This window comes from Arthrobacter sp. NicSoilB8 (genome assembly GCF_019977355.1).
Classification (GTDB): Bacteria; Actinomycetota; Actinomycetes; order Actinomycetales; family Micrococcaceae; genus Arthrobacter.
The window spans coordinates 920,514-943,459 of sequence record NZ_AP024655.1 but is presented as its reverse complement, the minus strand read 5'-3'; the positions used below and the strand labels follow the sequence as shown (position 1 = coordinate 943,459).

Sequence of the window (22,946 nt, the reverse complement as noted above, 5' to 3'; positions counted from 1 at the left end):
AGGTGCTCCTTACAAAGCTGTACGGAAGGGGGTATGGCGCGTAAGCTAGTAGTTGCAGACGCGTTATTTATTGTTGCACAAGCAGATATGGCGCGCAAGCAACTATTATTTGATGTGTCCGGCAGCACCCTCGCCGGGCACGCGAGTTGAAGGGAATTACCAGATGGGCATCAAGGACGACGCCGTCGAGGTCCGGGCGCAAGGGTGGCGGACCCTGGCGGCCCTGCACGGGCTGATCGAGGCAGAGCTGGAGCGTTCCCTGCAGGCCGAGGCCCAGCTCTCCGTCGTGGAGTACACCGTGCTGGACGCGCTGAGCCGGCAGGACGGCTGGCACATGCGGATGCAGCAGCTGGCCCGCGCCACGGCATTGAGCGCGAGCGCCACCACGCGTCTGGTCAACCGGCTCGAGGACCGCGGGCTGTTGACCCGGATCCTCTGCGCGGATGACCGCCGCGGGATATACACCGAGCTCACGCCCAGCGGCATCGCACTTCTCGAGCAGACCAGACCCGTTCACGACGCCACGCTGGAGCGGGCGCTCGCCGAGGCCCAGGAAGTCCCGGAACTGGCCCCGTTGGTCGACGCCCTCCCCCGGCTGCACGCCCGGGTCTAGCGCGACACTTCAGAAGCCACCGCAGGAAGCCCCGCCCCAAGGCCCAACTGACTCGCAGCAGGGGCCGTTATGAGGGCTCATAACGGCCCCTGCTGCGAGTCAGTTGGGTGCCCGGGGCGGGGCTGTCTGCTTGTGTGGCTGTCTGCTTGTGGGGCTATAGGGTGGCGGGCTGCTTGACGGCCGCCTGCTTGAAGAAGTGCTCCAAATCCTCCAGGCTCTTGCCCTGGGTCTCCGGAACCACGCGCTGGACCCAGACGATGGCTGCCAGCTGGATCGCGACGAAGATGAAGAATGTCACCGAGACGCCAATCCAGGACACCATCTGCGGGAAGAAGAACCCGATCAGGAAGTTGATCATCCACAGCACGAAGACACAGATGCCCATGCCAATCCCGCGGACATGCAGCGGGAAGATTTCGGCCATCGTCAGCCACGTCACTGTGCCAATGCAGGACTGCATCGAGGCCAGGAACGTCACCATGAACAGCAGCACAAGGTAGCCGCGGAGCGTGCTCTCCGGGATGACCATGGAAATGATGCCGATGGCCAGCAGGGACGATGACGTTCCGATCAGGCCGGCGACCAGCATGGACTTGCGCGGCAACCGCGACATGAGGGACATCCCGACGACGACGGCGACCACCGAGGTGACGCCGTTGACGACGTTGGCGATGAGGGCGCCCTGGTCGCCGAAGCCCGAGCTGGAGAGGATGGAGGTGCCGTAGTACATGATGGCGTTGACGCCGCTGATCTGGTTGATCACGGCCAAGCCCAGCCCGACGACGAAGATGCGCCGGATCCACGGAACAGTGAGGTCGCGGACGGTGCCGAGCTTGGATTGGTAGTCTTCCCGGGCGGCCTGCCGGACCTCGTCGAACTCGGTGGAAATGTCCTCCGTGGCGCGTGTCCGGCGCAGCACGTCCAGGACCTCGCCGAAGCGGCCGGCCGACGCCAGCCAGCGGGGGCTTTCGGGCAGCAGCAGCATGCCGAACCACAGGATGACGGCGGGCAGCGTGGCAATAACGAGCATCCACCGCCACACGTGGGAGGCCTCCGGGAAGGCGTTGCCCAGGACGGCGTTGAACGTGAAGGCCAGGAACTGTCCCGTGACGATCATGAGCTCGTTCTGCGTCACGATCCGGCCGCGCTGGGCTGCCGGGGACATTTCGGCGAGGTAGACCGGGACGATCACCGATGCCCCGCCGACGGCCAGGCCCAGCAGGGTGCGGGACGCGATGAGCATCTCGGTGCTGGGCGAGACGGAGCAGGCGATCGTGGCCACCGCGAAGATCAACGCGAGCCCCATGATGGTCCTGCGCCGGCCGAAGCGGTCCGACAGCCGGCCCGCCGAGATCGCGCCGAACGCCGCGCCGAAGAGCAGGGTGGAGGTCACGAGCCCCTCGGTCAGCGGGGTGAGGCCGAGGTCCCGCTGCATAAACGGCAGGGCGCCGTTGATGACGCCGGTGTCATAGCCGAAGAGGAGGCCGCCAAACGTGGAGAAGAGCGCCACGCGCCGCATGAAACCCTTGGGATTCGAGGCGCGGCCCGCGGCCCGGGCCGCGGGTTCCTGGAGCGCGGCTTCCCGGACGTCGGAGTCGGCGGAGGAGTCGGCCGTTGATTCGAACGTGGAGTCCGAAGCTGAGTTCGTCAGTGTGCCGTCGGACTTCGTCATAGGCTCGCCTTCTCGATGCGCTGCGTCATCGTCTCCAGCTGGTAGCGGGAGACTTCCGCGGCGTTGTCGTCCTCGGCGAAGACGCTGGAGACCATCACTGTGTCCTCGCGGTCCAGGAAGCCGATTTCCTTGAGTCCGCCGAAGAACTCGTCCCAGTTGACGTCGCCGTCGCCGATCTTCAGGTGCTGGTGCACGCGGACGGGGTTGCCCGGCGGGTTGGTGATGTAGCGCAGGCCGTGTGAGGCGTGGTGGTCCATGGTGTCGGCGACGTGGACCAGGCGCAGCTTGTCCCCCGCGGCCCGCATGATCTCCAGCGGTTCGTTCTTCATGTGGAAGCTGTGCGAGGCCACGTAGACCAGGCCCACATTCTTCGAGTTCAGTCCGCGGATCACCCGGATCGCGGCCAGGCCCTCCTCGACGAAGTCGTCCGGGTGCGGATCGATCAGCAGGTCGATCCCCTCCCGCTCGATGATCGGGAGCAATTCCTCCATGGAGCGGTAGAAGGCGCGCTCGGATTCCTCGGCCTTCTCCGGCCGGCCGGAGAACTCGGTGTTCATGGTGCTGACGCCCAGGTCCACAGTGATCTGGATGGCGCGCTTCCAGTAGCGGACGGCGGCTTCGCGGGCATCCTCGTCCGGTCCGGACCAGCGCAGCACGGGCAGCACCGAGGCGATTTCGATTCCCGCGTCCTTGCAGGCCTTGCTGAGCTGGCCCACCAGCTCGTCGTCGGCCTTCGGGTGGTTGTAGAAGGGAATGAAATCGGCATGCGGGGTCATCTGCATGTACTTGTAGCCGAGGTCGGCAACAACGCGCGGGAACTCCAGGAGTCCGCGGCTGTGGTGGAACGGCGTGGGGTCAAGGGCGATTTTCACGGTGAACACTCCATTGTGGATCTGGTGGGCGTGCAGCCGGCCGGCGCCCCGTACTTTGCGGTAGAAGAGGGGCGCCGGCCGGCAGAGTTTCTAGCGGTAGAGGGCGGGCTTGGCGTTGAGCTTCACGGCGACCTTTTCGCCATTCTTCTGCGCCTCGACGCCGGCCTCGCAGCAGGCGGCCGTGGCGTAGCCGTCCCAGGCGGTGGGGCCGCCGATCTCGTCGCGAAGGGCCGCGTCGACCCATGACTGGATTTCGACGTCGTACGCCGCCCCGAAACGTTCCTCGAAGCCGGGCGTGACGTTGCCGCCCCAGTGGCCGTTGCTGCGGGTGTACGGGCCCTTGTCCCCGCCGATGCTGACAATGCCGTCTTCGAAGGAGGCCTGGGTGGCCACTTCGTAGCCGAACTTCGCGTTGACGTAGATCTCGACGTCGGCCAGCACGCCGGACTCGGTCTCGATCAGGACGTGCTGCGGGTCGTGCTGTCCGGCCGGCGCGTTCCGCGTGGCTTTGCCGAGGCGGACCTGGACCGAGGTGATTTCCTCGCCCGTGAAGTAGCGGATGGCGTCGAATTCGTGGACCACGGAGTCGTTGATCAGCATCTCGTTGGTGAAGCCCGCCGGGGTGGTGGGGTTCCGGTGCTGGTGGTGCAGCATGAGCAGCTCACCGAGTTCGGAGTCGCGGATGATCTTGCCCAGGGCGGCGTATTCGGCGTCGAAACGGCGCATGAAGCCGACCTGGATGCGCTTGTGGCCCAGCTTCTGCTCGGCCTCGACAATCTTCCAGGAGGATTCGGCATCCGGGGTGAGCGGCTTCTCGCAGAGGATCGGGATGTCCTTGGCAATCGCCTTGAGCAGGATGTCCTCGTGCAGGAAACCGGGGGTGGCGATCAGCACGGCGTTGACGTCGCCGTTGTTGAGGGCTTCCTCGGCGTCGGCGAGGGCGACGGCGCCCGGGATGCCTTCGATGGCGGCCTGGGCACGGGCGAGGTCGACGTCGACGACGGCGGCAACTTCGGCTCCGTGGATGCGGGTGTTGAGCCGCTGGATGTGGTCTGCGCCCATACGGCCGGCGCCGATGACAGCAACGCGGAGGGTCTTGGTCATGATCTTGTCCTCAGTTCTAGTTGACGGCGGTGCGGGAGCCGCAGGAGAGCAGGTAGTTGCGGGTGCGCTTGGCGATCGGCATCGGGACGTCGAAGGCCACGGGGTACATGTCCTGTTCCACAATGCCAAAGATCGGCCGGTTGAGCGCCTCGACGGCTTCGATGACGGCGCGCAGGTCCGGCAGGCCGTTCGGCGGCTCGGTCATCACGCCGGCCAGGTTGGCGGCGGCCCACGTCATGTTTTCCTCGTTGACCTTCTTGAGGATGTCCGGGTTGATCTGCTTGAGGTGCAGGTAGCCGATCCGGTCCGGGTAGTTCTTGATCAGATCGAGGCTGGAGGCCCCGCAGTATTCGGCGTGACCGGTGTCCAGGCACAGGTTCAGGTACTTGGGGTCCGTGGCGGCGAGCAGGGTTTCAATGTCCTCCTGCGCGCCGACGTGGGAGTCTGCGTGCGAGTGGAACTGCTGCTTCAGGCCGAAGTCCTCCAGGAGGGTCTTGCCCATGCGGTTGTGGCCGGCGAAGAGGTCGCTCCACGCCTTCTCGGTCAGCTCGCCGCTCTCCACGGCCTCGCCGGTGACGTCGTCGCGCCACATTGCCGGGATGACCACGATGTGCTCGCCTCCCATCGCGGCGGTGAGTTCGGCGACCTTGCGGGCCGGCTCCCAGGCCTCGTCGTACTGGTGGGCCCCGCGGTGGAAAGCGGTGAAAACCGTTCCGGCCGAGATCTTCAGGTCGCGCTGCTTGAGCTCTTCGGCCAGGCGGGCCGGATCGGTGGGGAGGTAACCGTAGGGGCCAAGTTCGATCCACTTGTAGCCGGATTCGGCGACCTCGTCGAGGAAGCGTTCCCAGGGGGTCTGCTGGGGGTCATCCGGGAACCAGACGCCCCAGGAGTCCGGCGCGGTGCCGATGATGAGTTTGTTCTCAGTCATTGTTCAATCCTTGTGTCGACTGCTCCGTAAGTGCCCTTCGTGGGCTCAAAACGGCACTTACGGAGCAATGGGTGGCTGTGGGTGGGCCCACGCCGCCGGGGTTCCCCGGCCGTGGGGCCCCACCGGCGAGGGCCCCTGCCTGAGCTTGCGAAGGCTGGGAGCCGGTGGGGACTTGCGAGGCCAGGGTGGCGGTGGGACTAGTTGGACGGGAAGTTGTAGGAGGCGCCGGAGGCGTGGGTCGGTTCGGGCCACCGGGAGGTGATGACCTTGCCGCGGGTGTAGAAGGAGACGCCTTCGGGGCCGTAGATGTGCTTGTCACCGAAGAGGGATGCTTTCCAGCCGCCGAAGGAGTGGTAGGCCACGGGCACGGGCAGCGGGACGTTGATCCCGATCATGCCCACCGTGACGCTGCGCTGGAACTTCCGGGCCGCGGCGCCGGACGAGGTGAAGATCGCGGTGCCGTTGCCGTACGGGTTGGAGTTGATCAGGGCGATGCCGGCGTCCAGGTCCTCCACCCGGACCACAACCAGGACGGGGCCGAAGATTTCCTCGGTGTACGCGGTCATTTCGGTCTTGACGTGGTCCAGGACGGTGGGGCCGACCCAGAAGCCGTCCTCATGGCCGGGGACCACGAGGTCGCGGCCGTCCACCACCATGGCGGCGCCGGCGGCTTCGGCTTCGGTGACGATCTTCACGATGCGTTCCTTGGACGCCGGCGTGATGACCGGGCCCATTTCGGCGTCGGGCACGGTGCCGTTGTTGACCTTGACGGCCAGGGCACGCTCCTGGACCTTCTTGACTAGCAGGTCGGCGGCTTCGCCGACGGCGACGGCGACGGAGATCGCCATGCAGCGTTCCCCGGCGGAGCCGAAGGCGGCGGCGGCGAGGTGGTCGGCGGCGTTGTCGAGGTCGGCGTCGGGCAGGATGATTGCGTGGTTCTTCGCCCCGCCCAGGGCCTGGACGCGCTTGCCGTGTGCGGTGGCGGTCTCGTGGACGTAGCGGGCGATCGGGGTGGAGCCGACGAAGGAGATGCCGTCGACGTCCGGGTGGGTCAGCAGGCCGTCGACCGTTTCCTTGTCGCCGTGCAGGACCTGGAAGACGCCGTCGGGCAGGCCGGCCTGCTTCCACAGCTTGGCCAGGAGCATGGAGGCGGAGGGGTCGCGTTCGGAGGGCTTGAGGATGAAGGCGTTGCCGGTGGCGATTGCCATCGGCGCCATCCACAGTGGGACCATGACCGGGAAGTTGAACGGGGTGATCCCGGCGACGACGCCGAGCGGCTCGCGGAAGGAGAACACGTCGATCCCGGTGGAGACCTGGTCGGAGTAGTCGCCCTTGAGCAGCTGCGGGATGCCGCAGGCGAACTCGATGACCTCCAGGCCGCGGCCGATCTCGCCCTTGGCGTCGGAGAGGACCTTGCCGTGTTCGGCGGTGATCAGCTCGGCGAGCTCGTCGATGTGGGAGGCGACGAGTTCGCGGAACTTGAACAGCACGGCGGTGCGCTTGGCCAGGGAGATGTCGCCCCAGGTGTCGGCGGCGGCGCGGGCAGCGGCGACGGTGGCGTCGAGGTCTTCCCGGTTGGCCAGCCGCAGCTCCGCGGAGACGGCGCCGGTGGCCGGGTTGTAGACGGGCTGGGTGCGGGTGCCGGTGCCTGCGGTTTCGGCGCCGTTGATGAAGTGCTGGATGGTCTTGGTGGTGACGGTCGTCGTTGACATGGTGATGGACTTCCTTGGTCTGTGACTATCTTTGTCTGGGGCGGTTCGGGGTGATGAAGGGGAGGTCAGCCGAGCAGCTTGCGCTGGCGGCTCTTGTGGTCGACGTAGGTCTGGAAGGCCTGTTTCGTGGAATCGAGTTCGGAGACCTGGGAGACCGGAACGTCCCACCACGACTCGGAGCTGGGGGCATCCAGCAGCGGGTCGGATTCGACGTGGATGACAATCGGGCCGCCGTTTTCGGGAGCGGCCTTGGCGTCGCGGATGGCCTGCTCGAGCTCGGCGATGACTTTCTCGCCCGGTTCGATCCGGATCACCTTCACGCCGAGGCTTTCGGCGTTCAGGGCCAGGTCCACCGGGAGCCGCTCGCCGTCGTCGAAGCTGTGGTGTTCCTCGTCCAGGGCGCGGTACTGGGTGCCGAAGCGCTGGGAGCCGAGGGACTCGGAGAGCGAGCCGATCGAGGCGTAGCCGTGGTTCTGGATCAGGACGACGATCAGTTTGATCCGCTCGGCGACGGCGGTGACGAGTTCGGTGTGCATCATCAGGTAGGAGCCGTCCCCCACCATCACGACGACGTCGCGCTGCGCCCCGCCCTTCGCGGCTTCGGCGAGGGCGGCGCGCTTGACGCCGAGGCCGCCGGGGATTTCGTAGCCCATGCAGGAGTAGGCGTATTCGACGTGGTAGCCGAACGGATCCCGGACACGCCACATCTTGTGCAGGTCACCGGGCAGGGACCCGGCGGCGCAGATGACGACGTCCTGGGCGTCCATGGCCCGGCTCGTGGCGCCGATGATCTCGTTCTGCGCCGGCAGCGGCGTGAAACGGGTATCGAACGCCTGATCCACCGTGGCGTTCCAGCGGGCCTTCTCGTTCGCGATCTGCTGCTCGAGATCCGCGCCGATCCGGTAGCCGCCGAGGGCCTGGTTCAGCTTGACCAGGGCCTTGCGGGCGTCCGCGACGATCGGCAGGGAGGTGCCGTGCTTGTAGGCGTCGATTGCGGCGACGTTGATGTTGATGAACTTCACGTCCGGGTTCTGGAACGCGGTCCGGGACGCGGTGGTGAAGTCCTCGTAGCGGGTGCCGATGCCGATGATCAGGTCCGCTTCGGCGGCGATGGCGTTGGCCGCCGTCGTGCCGGTGGAGCCGATCGCGCCGAGCGAGAACTTGTGGTCCCACGGCAGGACGCCGACGCCGGCCTGGGTGTTGCCCACCGGGATGCCGGTCAGCTCGGCGAACTTCGCGAGTTCCTCGTTGGCGTAGGCGTAGAGCACGCCGCCGCCGGCGATGATCAGCGGGCGCTTGGCGGCGCGGATGGCGTCGGCGGCGCGGCGGATGTCCTCGTCGTCGGCGTCGGGGCGGCGGATCCGCCATTCGCGCTCGGCCAGGAACTCCTCGGGCACGTCGAAGGCCTCGGCCTGGACGTCCTGGGGCAGGGAGATCGTGACCGCGCCGGTCTCGGCCGGGTCCGTCAGGACGCGCAGGCCGTGGTGGAACGCGGAAAACAGCTGCTCGGGCCGGGAGACGCGGTCGAAGAACTTCGACAGCGGCCGGAAGGCGTCGTTGACCGTGATGTCGTAGGCGTAGGGCTGCTCGAGCTGCTGCAGCACGGGGTCCGCGGCCCGGGTGGCGAAGGTGTCACTGGGCAGCAGCAGGACCGGCAGCCGGTTCGTGGTGGCCAGCGCCGCGCCGGTGAGCAGGTTCGAGGAACCCGGGCCGATCGAGGTGCTGATCGCGAAGGTCTGGCGGCGCCGGGTGTGCCGGGCGTAGCCGACGGCCTGGTGCGCCTGGGCCTGTTCGTTGCGGCCCTGGTAGTACGGCATGATCGTCGGATCGAGCTGCTGGTACTGCTTCAGGGCCTGGCCGACGCCGGCAACATTGCCGTGGCCGAAGATGCCGAACGTGCCCGGAATCAGGCGCTCCCGGAAGTCCTGGCCGCCGATCGAATCGACGGTGTACTGCTGGGACAGGTATTCCACCACGGCCTGGGCCACGGTCATTCTGCGGGTTCCTGATGCAGTTCTCATTCCCATGGGAATTTACTCCGATGCTTCTTCGGTGCGGGTGGATTCTGGGTTGGCATGGTGCAGCAGCGAGGCGGCGGTCGCCACGGCTCCGGCGACGTCGCCGTCATGCGGGTACAGCAGGGTCCGGCCGACCGTGAGGCCCTGGACACCCGGCAGGGCCAAGGCGGCCTGCCAGGAGGCGAACACCTCGTCCTGGCCGGCGTCCGGGTCTCCGCCGAGGAGCACGGTGGGCATAGTGGTGGACGCCATGACACGTTCCATCTCCGGCACCACGGGCAGCTTCATCCAGGTGTAGGCGCTGGTGGAACCCAGCCCCTCGGCGATGCCGACTGACTTGATCACGGCGTTGGTGGAGAGGTCGTTGCGGACCTTGCCGTTCTCGCGGACGGAGAGGAACGGCTCCACCATGGCAATCAGCTTGCGCTCGGCCAGGGAATCGATCGCCCTCGCCGTTGCCTCGAGCGTGGCCACGGTGTCCGGGTCACCGAGGCAGATGCGGGTGAGCATCTTGCCGCCGTCGGCACCCAGGGCCTGGAGCGCGGCCGCGGTGTGTCCGGTGAAGCGGTCATCGAACTCGTTCACCAGGCCGGAGAGCCCGCCGCGGTTCATCGAGCCGAAGAGCAGCTTGCCCTCGAGCGCGCCGAGCAGCAGGAGGTCGTCCATGATGTCCGGCGAGGCGAGCACGCCGTCGACGTCGGGGTTGGCCAGGGCAATCTGGAGGCGGTCCAGGAGCTGGCGGCGGTCAGCCATGGCCACGGGGTCGCTGCCGACCGCGAGGGCGCCGCGGGCGGGGTGGTCGGCGGCAACGATGAAGTTCTGCCTGCCGGCCTTGACGCCGGGGTGGCGGCGCCTGGCCTTCGCGGCGCGGGCGACCGCGTCCGGGTCTTCGAGCCGGATGATGCTCAGGTGCTCGTAACGGCGGGGATCATCGCCCACGGTGAGGGTGGCGGAGGCTGGGGTGACACTCACAGTGTTGCTCCTTCGGAGGCGTAGGTGCCGGGCACGAGGCGGCCGCGCTCGGCGAGCAGGCCGGTGACTTCGTCGGGCGTCGGCATCGCGTCGGCGCAGGACAGGCGGGAGGCGACGAGGGCGCCGGCGGCGTTGGCGAAGTCGAGGACCTGGGCGAGCGGCCAGCCGGAGAGCAGCCCGTGGCAGAAGGCCCCGCCGAAGGAGTCGCCGGCGCCGAGGCCGTTGACGGTTTCCACCGGGACCGGGGCGGAGACGACGCGTTCGGTGCGGGTCTTGGCCATGACGCCTTCGGGGCCAAGCTTCACGACGGCGATTTCGACGCCGGCGGCGAGCAGCCGGTCCGCCTGCTCGTCCGGGGTGCCCTCGCCGACGGCGACGGCGCATTCCTTGTCGTTGCCGATCGCCACGGTGACGTGCGGCAGGATTTTGGCGACCTGTTCGCGGGCTTCTTCCTCGGAGGCCCAGAACATCGGCCGGTAGTCGAGGTCCAGGATGGTGAACTGGCCCGGCTTCAGCCTGGTGCGGGGCCGCGCCTCGTGGGCCGCCAGATGGGCGGTGCGGCTGGGCTCCTGGCAGAGTCCGGTGACGGTGGACCAGAAAATTCCGGCGTCCCTGATGGCGTCCAGGTCCAGTTCCTCGGCCTTGATCTGCAGGTCCGGGGCCGTGGGGAACCGCCCGTAGAAGTAGAGCGGGAAGTCTTCCGGCGGCTTGATCGCGCAGAACGTGACCGCGGTGGGCCATTCCTTGACCGCGGTGACGAAGGAGTCGTCGACGTTGAACTTGCGCAGCTCGCGGTGCAGGTATTTGCCGAAGGCGTCGTCGCCGGTGCGGGTGATGACAGCGGTGCGGCGGCCATGGCGGGCGGCGGCGACCGCCACGTTGGACGGGGATCCGCCAAGGTACTTTCCGAAGGACGTGACATCCTCCAGATCCACCCCGATGTCGTTCGGGTAGATATCAACGCTGATGCGCCCGATCGTGAGCAGTTCGTGGGTCACGGTGATCGTGGACCTTTCTGGTGTGAACTCGGTACCTTCGCGCAGCCTAGGCTTCGGTGCTTAGGGGGCCGGCGTGAGCCCGGCCACATCCACTACTTTGCCCTAGAATCTATGTACTGTCAAAGGTTTGTACTGACATATTTACAACATGACACGGAGCGCTCCGGCAGCCCCGCGGCGCGGGTGCCAAGACGGTGCCGAGACGGCCCGGCAACGGCGTCGAGCCGGCGCCGGAAGCCCCCTGCGGCTACTTGCTGGGGACTCCAAGTTCGCCCGTAATGTACTGGGCCTGGCCAAAACCAAACGACCAGTCCCCCGCCGTGTTCTCGACATAGCCGATGAAGACGTCCTCGCCGGCGATCCCCTGGGCGGACAGGCTTTCGGCGATGGCGGCAAACAGGGACTGCTTGGCGGGCTGGCTGCGGCCGGCCTGGGTGAAGATCTGGATCATGACAACATCGGGCGTCCGCTCGAAGCCGAGCCCGGCGTCCTGGGCGACAATCTGCCCGGCGGGATGCTCGGTCAGGACGTGGAAGTAGTCCCGCTCCGGTATGCCGTATTCGGCCACGATGGCCGCATGGATTCCCTGACTGAGCCCGCGGAGCTGCTCCGGGGTCCGGCCCTGATTGACGTCGATTCGCACGAGGGGCACTCGCATCTCCTTCAGTAGTTTGTCCTGACATACTAACAAACTCTCAAGAGGCGGTGCAAGCATCCCCGCCCCCCACAAAGCAACGCGGGGTCACTTGGCGCCCATCCCGGGGTGCGGGACGGGCGCCAAGTGACCCCGCGTTGGGGTATTGCGCGGCGCGAAGTGTCGGCGTAGCGTTAACAACCAAGAGGTTGATCAAAGAATAAGTTGATCACCGAACACTGCTGTCGAGGAGGCGCCCACCCATGGATTCCAGCGACGACGGCGGGCTCGACGCGGCCTTCCTGGCCCTCGCCGACCCGGTCCGCCGCCGCATCATTGCCCGGCTTAGCCGGGGTCCGGCCACCGTCAATGAATTGGCGGAACCTTTCGCGATCACCAAGCAGGCGGTCTCGAAACACATCCAGGTCCTCGAGCAGGCTCAGCTGGTCACGCGCACCCGTGACGCCCAGCGCCGGCCCGTGCACCTGAACCCCGCACGGCTGGAAGCGCTCACCGCTTGGATTGACCAGTACCGGCTGGTCCGCGAAGGGCAGTTCCGCAGCCTTGACGCCGTGCTTGAAACCCGCGCCGCCGAGGGCGGCACCCAGGCAAAGGATGCATCATGAGCAACGCACTGACACTGACAGTCCCCGAGGGGCTGCCCTTCATCGACTTCGAGCGAGAGTTCGACTTTCCCGTTTCCGAGGTCTACCGTGCGCACAAGGACCCCGAGCTCGTCGCCCAGTGGCTCGGTCCGCGGCGGATGACCATGACCATTGACCACTACGACTTCCGGACCGGCGGCAGCTACCGCTACACCCACACCGCACCGGACGGCAGCGCGTACGTCTTCAGCGGCGTCTTCCACACTGTCCGCGAGAACGACTTCGCCATCCAGACCTTCGAATTCGACGGCTACCCGGACGTGGTGAGCATCGAGTTCCTGACCTTTGAAGACCTCGGCGGCGGCCGTTCCCGGCTCAGCGGCCGCGCGGTCTACCCCAGCATGGAGGCGCGCGACGGCATGGCACAGTCCGGGATGGAGGGCGGCATGTCCGAAGGCTATGAGCGGCTGGAGGAAGTTCTCACCGGGGCAAAGGTCTAGGAAGAGCGTCCCTGACTTAAACAAACAACGCGGGGTCACTTCGCGCCCATCCCAGCGAGTGGAATGGGCCGAAAGTGACCCCGCGTTGCTTCTGGTGCTTGGAGCCTAGAGGGTTGCGAAGACTTCGCGCAGGAGCTTGGCGGTCTCGGACGGCGTCTTGCCGACCTTGACGCCGGCAGCCTCGAGGGCTTCCTTCTTGGCCTGGGCGGTGCCTGCGGAACCCGAGACGATGGCGCCTGCGTGGCCCATGGTCTTGCCTTCCGGGGCGGTGAAGCCGGCCACGTAGCCGACAACCGGCTTCGTGACGTGCGCCTTGATGTAGTCGGCGGCACGCTCTTCGGCGTCGCCGCCGATTTCGCCGATCATCACGATCGCCTTGGTTTCCGGGTCGGCTTCGAAGGCTTCGAGGGCATCGATGTGGGTGGTGCCGATGACCGGGTCGCCGCCAATGCCGATGGCGGTGGAGAAGCCCAGGTCGCGCAGTTCGTACATCATCTGGTAGGTCAGGGTGCCTGACTTGGAGACGAGGCCGATCGGGCCCTTGCCCGTGATGTTGGCCGGGGTGATGCCGACGAGGGCCTCACCCGGGGTGATGATGCCGGGGCAGTTCGGTCCGATGATGCGGGTGACCTGCTTGCCGTTGGCATCGACCTTGGACTGGGCCAGTGCCCAGAACTCGGCGGAGTCCTGGACCGGCACGCCTTCGGTGATGACGACGACCAGGCCGATGCCGGCCTCGATGGCTTCAACGACGGCGTCCTTGGTGAAGGCCGGCGGGACGAAGACGATGGAAACGTCAGCGCCGGTCTCGGCCATGGCTTCCTTGACGGTGCCGAAAACGGTGATCTCGGTGTCGCCGTGCAGGACCGTGGTGCCGGCCTTGCGGGCGTTGACGCCGCCAACAACGTTGGTGCCGGCCTTGAGCATCAGGGCGGTGTGCTTGGTGCCTTCGCCGCCGGTGATGCCCTGGACGATGACCTTGGAGTCCTTGTTCAGATAAATAGACATAGTCCAGTCCCTCTACTTCGCTGCGTTGGCGAGCTCGGCAGCCTTGTCGGCGCCCTCGTCCATGGTGGCGGCCAGGGTAACCAGCGGGTGGTTGGCCTCGGCCAGGATGCGGCGGCCTTCCTCAACGTTGTTGCCGTCGAGGCGGACGACCAGCGGCTTGTTCGCGGAGTGGCCGAGCTCGGCCAGCGCACCGACGATGCCCTTGGCGACGGCGTCACACGCGGTGATGCCGCCGAAGACGTTGACGAAGACGGACTTGACCTGCGGGTCGCCCAGGATGACGTCGAGGCCTGCTGCCATAACCTCGGCGGACGCTCCACCGCCGATGTCCAGGAAGTTCGCGGGCTTGACGTTGCCGTGGTTCTCGCCGGCGTAAGCAACGACGTCGAGGGTGGACATCACGAGACCGGCACCGTTACCGATGATGCCGACTTCGCCGTCCAGCTTGACGTAGTTGAGGTCCTGCGCCTTGGCCTTGGCCTCGAGCGGGTCAGCAGCATCCTTGTCTTCAAGGTGGGCGTGCTTCGGGTGGCGGAAGTCCGCGTTCTCATCCAGGGAGACCTTGCCATCGAGGGCAACGATGTCGCCGGCGCCGGTCAGGACGAGCGGGTTGACCTCCACGAGGGTGGCGTCTTCCTTCTTGAAAACGTCCCAGAGCTTCAGAATTACGCCGGCGACCTTGCCGCGCAGTTCCTCGGCGAAGCCTGCAGCGGCAACGATTTCATCGGCCTTGGCCTGGTCGATGCCGACGGCCGGGTCGATCGCGATCTTGGCCAGGGCTTCGGGGCGCTCAACGGCGAGCTGCTCGATTTCCATGCCGCCTTCAACCGAGCACATGGCCAGGTAATTGCGGTTGGCCCGGTCCAGCAGGACAGAGAAGTAGTATTCCTCGGCGATGTCCGCGCCCTGGGCGATCATCACGCGGTGGACGGTGTGGCCCTTGATGTCCATCCCGAGGATGTTGGTGGAGTGTTCAAATGCCTCATCAGCGGTCTTGGCGACCTTGACGCCGCCGGCCTTGCCGCGGCCTCCGGCCTTAACCTGTGCCTTGACGACAGTTACGCCGCCGATTTTCTCGGCAGCTGCCTTTGCTTCTTCAGGGGTGTGCGCCACGATGCCAGCAAGCACGGGTACACCGTGCGCCTCGAACATATCGCGCGCCTGGTATTCAAACAGGTCCACGGTTTAGTGTCCTTCTACGTCGAAGTAGTTTCTGTACAGCCGGACCCCACGTACTCGCGGTTACCGGGCTGCGGAATAAACGCACCCTGCGACAAGCTTGGAAACGAGCCACACGGCGCAATGCTCCTCTGGGAACTCTAGTCCTTCGATCGGACCAGCCCGTTCCAGAGTACCCGTTATGTGAGTAAGGACACTATTCTATGGAGCGTAGAAAAACCGCTAGATTACGCGGTTTTTGGGGTGTTCGATGCCCACTGGGAGGTCTCTGGGGTCCGCGACGGCTGCGGGGATGACGGCGATTGCCGCTGCCGGCGCCGGGCTCAGACGGCTGGTGTCCCGCCGGAGCCGGCGGCGGCTTTGATGACCTCGATGGCGGCCCCGACGCTGTCTTCCGCCTCGAACTGTCCGCGCATCTCCTGCGCCCGCGCGCGCCAGGACGGATCGCTCAGTAAGGTGTCGACGGCGGAGCGGACCGCCGCGGCGCTGGGCGTCTCCGTCTTCAAGTTGACCCCGACGCCGGCGAATTCCACCCGGGCGTTGACATCGTTCTTCCCCTCGTTGAGGCCTGCCGTCACGAGCGGGACGCCGTAGGACAGGCTCAGCAGCACTCCGCCGAATCCGCCGTTGGTGACGAAAACATCCGTGAAGGGAAAGACCCGGGCAAAGTCGATGTAGTCCTCGACAACGACATTGGGCTGCGGATACCGCCGTCGCAGTTCTTCGGTGCCCGCACCGCCGGTCGCCACGATGATGCGCGAATCAGTGTCTTTCAGCGCCTCGATCGTGGGGACCATCAGCTTTGCCGGGTCCCTGTTGTCAACGGTTCCCTGGGTGACGACGACGGTCCGGCGGTAGGTCCCGTCCGACGTCGGCTGCCGGGCGTCCGCGGTCAGGGCAGCAGCCGTCCCGGGGCTCGCCGTGCCTCCCGGACGGTGCGGCAACAGGGCGCCGACATAGTGGACTTTCGGGTTAACGGTCCGCCGCGGAAAGTCCAGGGAGGCGGTGCCCGTCTGGATGATCGCATCGGACCATCGGTACGGCTCGTCGGTGATGGGTTTCCCCCGCTCGGTGTGGAGACCATAGCCGCGCAATTGCCGGACATAGCTGTTGCGCGCCGGTTTCGTGACGAACTGGTCCGACACCAGCCGCGCACCGGCATGGAGGATCTTGTGGGCGGGGGTACGGGCCGGGGCGAAGCCGAAGAACATCGGGGGCACCAGCGGGTCACTTTCCATGTTGCCGATGGGGACGAAGCTGACCACCGGTTTGCCCAGCACAACAGCCACGAGCCGCTGGACGAACATGGTGTTGTCCACGACGACGACATCGAACGGAAACTGCTGTTGGACATCCCTGATGTCTTCGAAGAAATTGGTGACGTTGCTGGCAACGATCCGTTCGCCGTCGAAGCGGATGGCCATCGGTCCCTTGAGCTTGGCGCGTTGCGGGTAGAGCTCATTGAGGTTGTCCCCGGTGTGCTCAATCGCGCGATCGAACGGGTAGTGCGGGATGCCCAGGCCCTCCAGTTTGCCGGCGAGCGTGCGGCCCGTATACCAGCCGACGTCGTGGCCCTCGTCCTTCAGCCGGACACCGATGCCCGTCATGGGATTGAAGTGCCCGGGGATGGCCTGGCTGGCCAACAGAACTTTCATGCCGGCTCCGTCGCTGTCCTGATGCGGCGTCGCGGACGGAATTCCGCTTCGCGGCGCTCGATGCTCAGACTGTAGGCGGCTTGCGTCCGCGGCACAATGCTTCAGGGCAGCGGCAGCCGATCGCTAGCCGATGCCCGAAGCCGCTCGGGTGCGGGGTTTTGGCTGACGATCCGGTGTGACGCGCCAGCCGTCCAGAGGAGTCAGGCGTCCAGCTTGGTGAGCGGCGCGTAACGCAGCAGCAGCCGCTTCTCGCCGACGTCGAACGTCACCTTGGCGACCGTCTTGTCCCCGGCGCCCTCCACCGCCAGGACGGTGCCGTTGCCGAAACTTGTGTGGTTGACCTTGTCCCCCACACTGACGGCGACGATTTCCTTCTGCGGCTGGACCCGGTTCTTGGCGACGGCGGCGGGAACATCGGCGTTGAAGCCCGCGGACGGGCTGGCGCCGGTGCCGCGCGCCGTTCCGGCACCCCAGAATGATCCGCCATAGCGGCTGGAACCGATCGGAGCGCCGCTCCCCCAGCCCCCGCTCTGGCGGGTGGCGCCTTCCCGCTTCCACTCGACGAGCTCGGCCGGGATCTCCTCGATGAACTGGCTGGCGGGGTTGTACTGGCTCTGGCCCCACATGCTCCGGACCTCGGACCGGGTCAGGTAGAGGCGCTTCCGGGCGCGGGTCAGTCCCACGTAGGCCAGACGGCGTTCCTCGGCCAGTTCCTTGGGATCCGTGGCGGAGCGCTGGTGCGGGAACAGCCCGTGTTCCATGCCGGTGAGGAACACCACCGGGAATTCCAGCCCCTTCGCGGTGTGCAGGGTCATCAGCGTGACGACGCCCAGTCGCTTGGCCTCGGCGACGGCCGCGGCCAGCTGGTCGGCGGTCCCCGCCGGGGCATCCGGGATCTGGTCGGCGTCGGCCACGAGGGAGACCTGCTCCAGGAACGCTCCGAGGGAACCTTCGGGGTTGTCGCGTTCGTATTCGCGCACGACGGCGACCAGTTCCGCAAGGTTTTCCACCCGCGATTCGTCCTGGGGGTCCGTGCTCGAGCGCAGCGCCGCCAGGTAGCCGGTCTGTTCGAGCACCGCTTCCAGGGCGGCGGCCGCACCGGAGCCGGAGGCCACTTCGGCGAGGTCGTCGAGGAGTTTCACGAAGCCCAGCACGGCATTGACGGAGCGTGTCGCCATGCCCGGGGCCTCGTCGGCGCGCCGCGCGGCGGCCATGAAGGAGGTGCGCTCGCGCTCGGCAAGGGCAGCGACGGCGCCCTCGGCACGGTCGCCGATGCCGCGTTTGGGTTCGTTGAGGATCCGGCGGAGGTTGACGTCGTCGTCCGGGTTGACCAGGACCCGCAGGTAGGCGAGGGCGTCCTTGATCTCCTTGCGCTCGTAGAAGCGGGTGCCGCCGACCACCTTGTACGGCAGGCCCACCCGCACCAGAACATCCTCGATCGAACGGGACTGGGCGTTGGTGCGGTAGAAAATGGCGACGTCACCGGGGCGCAGGTCGCCCTCATCCTGCAGGCGGTCGATTTCCTTCGCGATGAACTGGGCCTCGTCGTGCTCATTCTCGCCGACATAGCCGACAATCTTTTCGCCGTCCCCCTCAGCCGTCCAGAGCCGTTTCTCCGGCCGGTTGGGGTTGCGGGAGATGACCGAGTTCGCGGCGCTGAGGATGGTCTGGGTGGAGCGGTAGTTCTGCTCGAGCTTGATGGTCCGGGCGTCCGGGTAGTCCTTCTCGAACTCCACGATGTTGCGGATGTCCGCGCCGCGGAACGCATAGATGGACTGGTCGGAGTCGCCGACGACGGTGAGCTCGGCAGCGCCGGGGCCCTCGCCGACGATCTCGCGCACCAGGGCGTACTGGGCGTGGTTCGTGTCCTGGTATTCGTCCACGAGGACGTGCCGGAAACGGCGCCGGTAGGAATCGGCGAGGGCCGGGAAGGCCCGGAACATGTAGACGGTTTCGGCGATCAGGTCATCGAAGTCCATGGCGTTGGCCTGGTGCAGCCGCTGGGTGTAACCCTTGAAGACCTCGGCGACGGCCTGCTCGAAAGGATCGTTGTAGTTGGCGCTGGAGGTGTAGCTGTCGGCGTCGATCAGCTCGTTCTTGAGCGCGGAAATCTTGTGCTGGATGGCCTTGGGCGCGAACCGCTTGGGGTCGAGGTCCAGGTTCTTGGCGACGAGCGTGATCAGACGCAGCGAGTCCGCGGAGTCGTAGATCGAGAAGTTGGAGTTCCGCCCGACGTTCTTGGCCTCGCGGCGCAGGATCCGGACGCAGGAGGAGTGGAACGTGGAGATCCACATGGTCTTGGCCCGGCCGCCGACCAGGGCCTCGATCCGTTCCCGCATCTCGGCCGCGGCCTTGTTGGTGAAGGTGATGGCGAGGATCTCACCGTGGTGCGCCCGCCCCGTCGCGATGAGGTACGCGATCCGGTTACTGAGCACCCGGGTCTTGCCCGACCCCGCCCCGGCCACGATCAGCAGGGCACTGCCGGCGTGCTTGACGGCTTCCTCCTGCTGCGGGTTCAGTCCTTCGAGGAGCTCGCTGGCGTCCGGAAGCTGCGGGCGATCCCAGCCGCCGCCTTGGGCGTTTCCGGGTCCGTTGGCGTCCGCGGCGTTACCCTCCGGGGCATAGGCAGCGCCGTGTCCCGCGCCTGAATCCAGGCCCGCGAGGCCCGTCCCGGCGCGCGCTTTGGCCCCTGCCGCCGCCGTGGGGGCAGCTTGGAAGGGTCCGTCGGCGTAAGGGTCAAACAACATATCCATGGTGTATCTAAGTCTAGGCGGTGGCACTGACGGCTGGGTCCGCCCCTCCCGGACATGCCCTCCGCCGCCCGCCGCCAATGGACATGATGCCCTTGTGCCCGTTCCTCACCGCGAAGAATGAGCATGTCCCACGGATCCAGCACTAAGAAATGAGCATGTCCCACGCAAACCGTCCGGACATCATCCCCGGTCCTGACGGCGAAGAACGAGCGAGTTCCCCGGACACGGCGCTGGCGAATGAGCATGTCCCGCGGACCCTGGGCTGAGCAGTGAGCATGTCGCACGTAGCAAACAACGATCGGACATGATCCCTTTATGCCCTGTCCCGACCACGAAGAATGAGCATGCCCCCCGCCCCCTGGACTGAAGAACGAGCATGTCCTCCAGCGAGGCCCGTCCGCGGGGAGCCTAGCCGACCGCGCCCGAGGTGAGCGCCGCGCGCAACTGTTGCACCGCCGTCGAGCCTCCCGCGATGAACCACTCGAGTCCGTTAACGCGCACGACGTCGGTCGCGCCGCCGGCCGCCTCGACGATTGCCTTGCCGGGCAGCCAGTCCCACTCAGGGCAACTGTGCTGGAACCAGCAGCCGAGCTCGCCGTCGGCCACCCTGCTGAGGTCGCAGGACCCGGACCCGAACATGCGCAGCGCGGCCGCCGACGTCGCTGCCGCGTGCCAGGGCATGGCGCACATCGGATCGGCGAGCCACGTCGGGTGGATGTACGTCGCGGCACCGAGCTCGGACACCGGGGTATCGGACCTCCCCTGGCCGCCGGACACGCCGGGCAGGAACGTGAGCAGCCGTTCGCCGTTGAGTGTGGCTGCCCGCGATGTCCCGCCGAGCCAAAGCTTGTCCTCGTCGGGCTGGAAAACGGCGCCAAGCCTTGCACCGGTTGAATCCTTCAGGGCAAGGGCCGAGCACCAGTATGTGGACCCGTGGAGGAAGTTGTAGGTCCCGTCGACGGGGTCAATGACCCAGGTCCGGCCGCTGCTGCCCGCCACGGAGGCACCCTCTTCGCCCAGGATCCCGTCATCGGGCCGGCAGCGCCGGAGCTGCTCCAGCACGTAGGACTCGGCGGCGTGGTCGGCAGCCGTCACCACATCCGAGACCGAGGTCTTCTGCCTGCCTTCAAGTCCCGCCTGCCGCATCAGCAGCGCCAGCGTGCCGGCTTCGCGGACCAAGGCTTCGGCGAGTTGGTAGTCATCCAGCGACGGGTCGAGATCAGCGGTGCTGTGCCGGCCAAGCCGGTGTCTTCCTAGTTCGGTCACGCCTTCCAGACTATCGGCGCCTGTTCGCAGTGAACAGCCAGCGCAGGCGGCCGTGCCGGGCGGCCGTGCCAGGCGGGCGTGCCAGGCGGGCGTGCCAGGCGGGCGATAATGGAGCCATGGCCAAGACACCCGCACAGCGGATCAAGAAGCACGGCGCGAATGCGGCGGTCCCCCAGCACCATCTCCCTCCGGTGATCAACCCGACCACCAGCCGGACGCCGCAGAAGGCGCAGAGCAACAGCAATCTGATTGTCATTGCCGGGGTCGTGGCCAGCTTGTTCCTGTTCTGGTACCTGCACCTGCTCACCCTGAACCAGCTGACGCAGTTGTCCGACGGCCAGCCGATGCCGGACTCGCTGGTGGGCGGCTTCGACCAGGGGTTCGTGGAGCAACTGCGCGCGGCCATGGACTCCGACGCCCGGGGCCAGCTGAGCTATGTCCACAAGACAGCCGGCACGCTCTTCCCGCTGATCTTCGGCTTCACCTGGCTGCTGCTGATCGGCACCAACGTGGCCCGGAAATCCCTGCGCTGGGCCTTGTGGGCGCTGCCGCTGCTCTTCGCGGCGGTCAGGCTCTGGGGCAATACGGTGATCGATGCCATGATGTCCGCTGACACCGTCGACGGCGGCCAGGTCGCCCTGGCGTCCGGGCTCACTGTGGCCGGCTGGACACTCCTGGCGCTCAGCCTCGTTGCCGGCGGCGTGGCCGTCTTCCTGGGACGCAGGGCTGCGGCCGCTTCCCCCGCCGCGGGACATGTCCAGTCCTAGTTCCGGTCACTGGACTCCTCACCTGCGCCCGGTTTGAAACTACGGGACATGTCCAGTCCTAGTTCCGGTCACTGGACTCCTCACCTGCGCCTGGTTGGGAACGCGGGACATGTCCAGTCCTGGGCACGAGCATCGGACCAAGTGGGCTTATGTCCATTATTCAGACCCGGCACGGGGCATGTCCGCCGTGCCGCAACATCCGAGGCGGGACATGTCCATCCGTGAACGTTGCCGCTGGACACAGTCCCGCTGTGTCCAGTCCTCGCCCGGTGGGTATGTCTTCAGCGAAGGATCAGGACACGTCCGTTAGGAACTCAAGGGCCTGCTCCGCGCGCTGCGGGGCTCCTGCCTTTTCAAAGTGGTCGGCGGCGTCCAGCAAGTGCTTCCGGGCTTCGGCGCCGATTCCGAGTGCGGCGTGTGACCTGCCCAGCAGCAAGCACGCTTCGCCCAGAATCTGCGGCGAGGTACTCTCCGGTGCCGGAAAGATGCCGCTCAGAATCTCTATCGCTTGCCTCGGGTCGCCGGCGAGATAGTTCCAGTGACCGCGGTTCAGCTTCAGCAATATGTGATCCTCGTCGGACCCACCGATGACGTCCGTGGCGAGTTCGGCCCTTTCAATGCAACGCAACGCATCCGCATCCGCGACGTCGGCCGCGAGCCGCATGGCCGCAGAAGCGTTGTTGAACTTTGCCCAGACAGTGAGGTTCCGGGCCGGGGAAAACGTCGCGGCCGCGAGGTCGTGGTAATACAGCCCGTCGTGCACATTGTTGGAGAGAAATGCGACGTTTCCGATAACCCAGTAGGCCTTACCCACCAACTGGTCATCGACTTCACCGGATATGACTTCGGCCATGATGAGGCTTTCCGCCCATGCCTCCTCAAGCTTTCCGCTGTCAGCCAGCGCGGCGATCAGTGCCTGCCGGGCCTTCACGTTTATTTCCACGTCGCCCTCGTCTTTCGTCAGATCGGCGGCGGCCCGGGCTTCATCGGCAACCTCATCGAGCATTCCGAGGCCGTGGCGCGCTTTCGCCTTGAGGATCCGCACCTGCGCCTGAAGCTGAAGGTTTCCGTCCCCCGGTTCGTCAAGGAGCGCCCCGGCAACTTGCGCGCAGGCTTCAAAGTCCCCGGCGGCAAGCAGGCTCTCCGCGCGGAAGAACGTCATATGCCACCATGACGACGAATCACCTTCGTCACCGGCAATGTCCGCGGCCGCCTGCGCGGCGATTGCGGCCTCGCGGAAGTCGTGGCTGGACCAGTGTTCGCGCGCCCGCAGCTCTGCGGCGGCGTACGAGGGTGAAACGGAGCTTTGTTGCATGTATCAATTATCCGTTGCCGCGCGAGCGGAATCGAACAAACCGCACAAGCAAGACCTGCGCAGTATTGGCTCAGGACTTGCCAAGCTTCGCGCGAATAACACGAATCCGCGCATCGGGGTGCGAATCTTTATACGGCGGCGTGTCGCATACCCATATACTGATCTTGCATCACACGAGCCACATCAGCCTCTTACGTATCAGGAGTCTTCATGAAGAAAACCCTCGCAACACTCCTCGTCGCCGGTGCGCTGGCCGCGGCTGGCCTGTCTGCTGCATCTGCCATCTCGGCGGCCGGCGACAACTCGGGTCAAGGCTCCATCGCGGCCTACGGCTGGTGGCCGGACTCCACTAAGAAGTAGCGGAGACGGCATTGA

20 protein-coding genes are annotated in these 22,946 nt (G+C 66.3%); 5 read left to right on the top strand and 15 right to left on the bottom strand.

The features are described from left to right. Positions 1 to 163: 163 nt before the first annotated feature. Positions 164 to 613: a MarR family transcriptional regulator gene (locus tag LDO15_RS04285; protein WP_223984324.1), complete on the top strand. Its 450-nt coding sequence runs from the start codon at positions 164 to 166 to the stop codon at positions 611 to 613. A 154-nt stretch (positions 614 to 767) separates the two neighbouring features. Here LDO15_RS04285 and LDO15_RS04280 read toward each other — a convergent pair whose 3' ends face one another. The 9 genes from LDO15_RS04280 to LDO15_RS04240 all read right to left on the bottom strand — a co-directional run bounded on the left by LDO15_RS04280 (position 768) and on the right by LDO15_RS04240 (position 11,541). Further along, positions 768 to 2,285, bottom strand: a complete 1,518-nt coding sequence (locus tag LDO15_RS04280; protein ID WP_223984323.1) for a sugar porter family MFS transporter — start codon at positions 2,283 to 2,285, stop codon at positions 768 to 770. Next, positions 2,282 to 3,157: a sugar phosphate isomerase/epimerase family protein gene (locus tag LDO15_RS04275; protein ID WP_223984322.1), complete on the bottom strand. Its 876-nt coding sequence runs from the start codon at positions 3,155 to 3,157 to the stop codon at positions 2,282 to 2,284. The genes LDO15_RS04280 and LDO15_RS04275 overlap by 4 nt, the downstream gene beginning before the upstream one ends. Positions 3,158 to 3,247: 90 nt before the next feature. Then, the gene (locus LDO15_RS04270; protein WP_223984321.1) at positions 3,248 to 4,261 is read right to left on the bottom strand and encodes a Gfo/Idh/MocA family oxidoreductase; all 1,014 of its coding nucleotides are present in this window, start codon (positions 4,259 to 4,261) and stop codon (positions 3,248 to 3,250) included. Between the two features lie 16 nt (positions 4,262 to 4,277). Then, positions 4,278 to 5,189: a sugar phosphate isomerase/epimerase gene (locus LDO15_RS04265; protein WP_223984320.1), complete on the bottom strand. Its 912-nt coding sequence runs from the start codon at positions 5,187 to 5,189 to the stop codon at positions 4,278 to 4,280. A gap of 197 nt (positions 5,190 to 5,386) precedes the next feature. Further along, the gene (locus tag LDO15_RS04260) at positions 5,387 to 6,901 is read right to left on the bottom strand and encodes a CoA-acylating methylmalonate-semialdehyde dehydrogenase (RefSeq protein ID WP_223984319.1); all 1,515 of its coding nucleotides are present in this window, start codon (positions 6,899 to 6,901) and stop codon (positions 5,387 to 5,389) included. 65 nt (positions 6,902 to 6,966) lie between these two features. Continuing rightward, complete coding sequence (gene iolD / locus LDO15_RS04255) at positions 6,967 to 8,895, bottom strand: 3D-(3,5/4)-trihydroxycyclohexane-1,2-dione acylhydrolase (decyclizing) (protein ID WP_223984318.1); 1,929 nt, start codon at positions 8,893 to 8,895, stop codon at positions 6,967 to 6,969. Positions 8,896 to 8,934: 39 nt separating this feature from the next. Then, positions 8,935 to 9,891 carry a deoxyribose-phosphate aldolase gene (locus tag LDO15_RS04250; RefSeq protein ID WP_223984317.1) on the bottom strand — a complete coding sequence of 319 codons (957 nt, stop codon included), beginning with the start codon at positions 9,889 to 9,891 and terminating at the stop codon, positions 8,935 to 8,937. Continuing rightward, positions 9,888 to 10,889, bottom strand: a complete 1,002-nt coding sequence (gene iolC, locus LDO15_RS04245; RefSeq protein ID WP_223984316.1) for a 5-dehydro-2-deoxygluconokinase — start codon at positions 10,887 to 10,889, stop codon at positions 9,888 to 9,890. The genes LDO15_RS04250 and iolC overlap by 4 nt, the downstream gene beginning before the upstream one ends. Positions 10,890 to 11,136: 247 nt before the next feature. Next, entirely contained in the window at positions 11,137 to 11,541 is a 405-nt protein-coding gene (locus LDO15_RS04240; protein ID WP_223984312.1) for a tautomerase family protein, read from the bottom strand. Positions 11,542 to 11,786: 245 nt separating this feature from the next. Between LDO15_RS04240 and LDO15_RS04235 the strand changes: the two genes are divergently transcribed. Both LDO15_RS04235 and LDO15_RS04230 read left to right on the top strand, forming a co-directional pair. Continuing rightward, the gene (locus LDO15_RS04235) at positions 11,787 to 12,149 is read left to right on the top strand and encodes a metalloregulator ArsR/SmtB family transcription factor (protein ID WP_223984309.1); all 363 of its coding nucleotides are present in this window, start codon (positions 11,787 to 11,789) and stop codon (positions 12,147 to 12,149) included. Further along, positions 12,146 to 12,628: an SRPBCC family protein gene (locus tag LDO15_RS04230; protein ID WP_223984306.1), complete on the top strand. Its 483-nt coding sequence runs from the start codon at positions 12,146 to 12,148 to the stop codon at positions 12,626 to 12,628. The genes LDO15_RS04235 and LDO15_RS04230 overlap by 4 nt, the downstream gene beginning before the upstream one ends. Positions 12,629 to 12,733: 105 nt before the next feature. Here LDO15_RS04230 and sucD read toward each other — a convergent pair whose 3' ends face one another. The 5 genes from sucD to LDO15_RS04205 all read right to left on the bottom strand — a co-directional run bounded on the left by sucD (position 12,734) and on the right by LDO15_RS04205 (position 20,489). After that, the gene (sucD, locus tag LDO15_RS04225) at positions 12,734 to 13,636 is read right to left on the bottom strand and encodes a succinate--CoA ligase subunit alpha (RefSeq protein ID WP_018776033.1); all 903 of its coding nucleotides are present in this window, start codon (positions 13,634 to 13,636) and stop codon (positions 12,734 to 12,736) included. A 12-nt stretch (positions 13,637 to 13,648) separates the two neighbouring features. Beyond that, complete coding sequence (gene sucC, locus LDO15_RS04220) at positions 13,649 to 14,818, bottom strand: ADP-forming succinate--CoA ligase subunit beta (RefSeq protein ID WP_223984303.1); 1,170 nt, start codon at positions 14,816 to 14,818, stop codon at positions 13,649 to 13,651. 320 nt (positions 14,819 to 15,138) lie between these two features. Further along, on the bottom strand, positions 15,139 to 16,470 hold the full coding sequence (locus tag LDO15_RS04215) for a nucleotide disphospho-sugar-binding domain-containing protein (RefSeq protein WP_223984301.1): 1,332 nt from the start codon (positions 16,468 to 16,470) through the stop codon (positions 15,139 to 15,141). Positions 16,471 to 16,670: 200 nt separating this feature from the next. Then, positions 16,671 to 19,223 carry a DNA helicase PcrA gene (gene pcrA / locus LDO15_RS04210; RefSeq protein WP_223984300.1) on the bottom strand — a complete coding sequence of 851 codons (2,553 nt, stop codon included), beginning with the start codon at positions 19,221 to 19,223 and terminating at the stop codon, positions 16,671 to 16,673. Positions 19,224 to 19,631: 408 nt separating this feature from the next. Next, positions 19,632 to 20,489 carry an inositol monophosphatase family protein gene (locus tag LDO15_RS04205; protein WP_223984299.1) on the bottom strand — a complete coding sequence of 286 codons (858 nt, stop codon included), beginning with the start codon at positions 20,487 to 20,489 and terminating at the stop codon, positions 19,632 to 19,634. 116 nt (positions 20,490 to 20,605) lie between these two features. Between LDO15_RS04205 and LDO15_RS04200 the strand changes: the two genes are divergently transcribed. Further along, a complete protein-coding gene (locus LDO15_RS04200) occupies positions 20,606 to 21,256 on the top strand; it encodes a hypothetical protein (RefSeq protein WP_223984298.1) in 651 nt (216 codons plus the stop codon). Positions 21,257 to 21,548: 292 nt separating this feature from the next. Here LDO15_RS04200 and LDO15_RS04195 read toward each other — a convergent pair whose 3' ends face one another. Continuing rightward, positions 21,549 to 22,571: a hypothetical protein gene (locus LDO15_RS04195; RefSeq protein WP_223984297.1), complete on the bottom strand. Its 1,023-nt coding sequence runs from the start codon at positions 22,569 to 22,571 to the stop codon at positions 21,549 to 21,551. A gap of 210 nt (positions 22,572 to 22,781) precedes the next feature. On the opposite strand from LDO15_RS04195, the gene LDO15_RS04190 reads away from it, so the two are divergent. After that, on the top strand, positions 22,782 to 22,931 hold the full coding sequence (locus tag LDO15_RS04190; RefSeq protein ID WP_223984296.1) for a hypothetical protein: 150 nt from the start codon (positions 22,782 to 22,784) through the stop codon (positions 22,929 to 22,931). Positions 22,932 to 22,946: the final 15 nt, after the last annotated feature.

What these genes read in the sequence shown, in the direction of transcription:
- LDO15_RS04285 (WP_223984324.1), top strand. Translation starts at nt 164, where the DNA reads ATGGGCATCAAGGACGACGCCGTCGAGGTCCGGGCGCAAGGGTGGCGG.
- LDO15_RS04230 (WP_223984306.1), top strand. Translation starts at nt 12,146, where the DNA reads ATGAGCAACGCACTGACACTGACAGTCCCCGAGGGGCTGCCCTTCATC.
- LDO15_RS04190 (WP_223984296.1), top strand. Translation starts at nt 22,782, where the DNA reads ATGAAGAAAACCCTCGCAACACTCCTCGTCGCCGGTGCGCTGGCCGCG.
- LDO15_RS04195 (WP_223984297.1), bottom strand. Translation starts at nt 22,571, where the DNA reads ATGCAACAAAGCTCCGTTTCACCCTCGTACGCCGCCGCAGAGCTGCGG.
- LDO15_RS04235 (WP_223984309.1), top strand. Translation starts at nt 11,787, where the DNA reads ATGGATTCCAGCGACGACGGCGGGCTCGACGCGGCCTTCCTGGCCCTC.
- LDO15_RS04215 (WP_223984301.1), bottom strand. Translation starts at nt 16,470, where the DNA reads ATGAAAGTTCTGTTGGCCAGCCAGGCCATCCCCGGGCACTTCAATCCC.
- pcrA (WP_223984300.1), bottom strand. Translation starts at nt 19,223, where the DNA reads ATGGATATGTTGTTTGACCCTTACGCCGACGGACCCTTCCAAGCTGCC.
- sucD (WP_018776033.1), bottom strand. Translation starts at nt 13,636, where the DNA reads ATGTCTATTTATCTGAACAAGGACTCCAAGGTCATCGTCCAGGGCATC.
- LDO15_RS04200 (WP_223984298.1), top strand. Translation starts at nt 20,606, where the DNA reads ATGGCCAAGACACCCGCACAGCGGATCAAGAAGCACGGCGCGAATGCG.
- LDO15_RS04265 (WP_223984320.1), bottom strand. Translation starts at nt 5,189, where the DNA reads ATGACTGAGAACAAACTCATCATCGGCACCGCGCCGGACTCCTGGGGC.
- iolD (WP_223984318.1), bottom strand. Translation starts at nt 8,895, where the DNA reads ATGACCGTGGCCCAGGCCGTGGTGGAATACCTGTCCCAGCAGTACACC.
- LDO15_RS04260 (WP_223984319.1), bottom strand. Translation starts at nt 6,901, where the DNA reads ATGTCAACGACGACCGTCACCACCAAGACCATCCAGCACTTCATCAAC.
- LDO15_RS04280 (WP_223984323.1), bottom strand. Translation starts at nt 2,285, where the DNA reads ATGACGAAGTCCGACGGCACACTGACGAACTCAGCTTCGGACTCCACG.
- LDO15_RS04270 (WP_223984321.1), bottom strand. Translation starts at nt 4,261, where the DNA reads ATGACCAAGACCCTCCGCGTTGCTGTCATCGGCGCCGGCCGTATGGGC.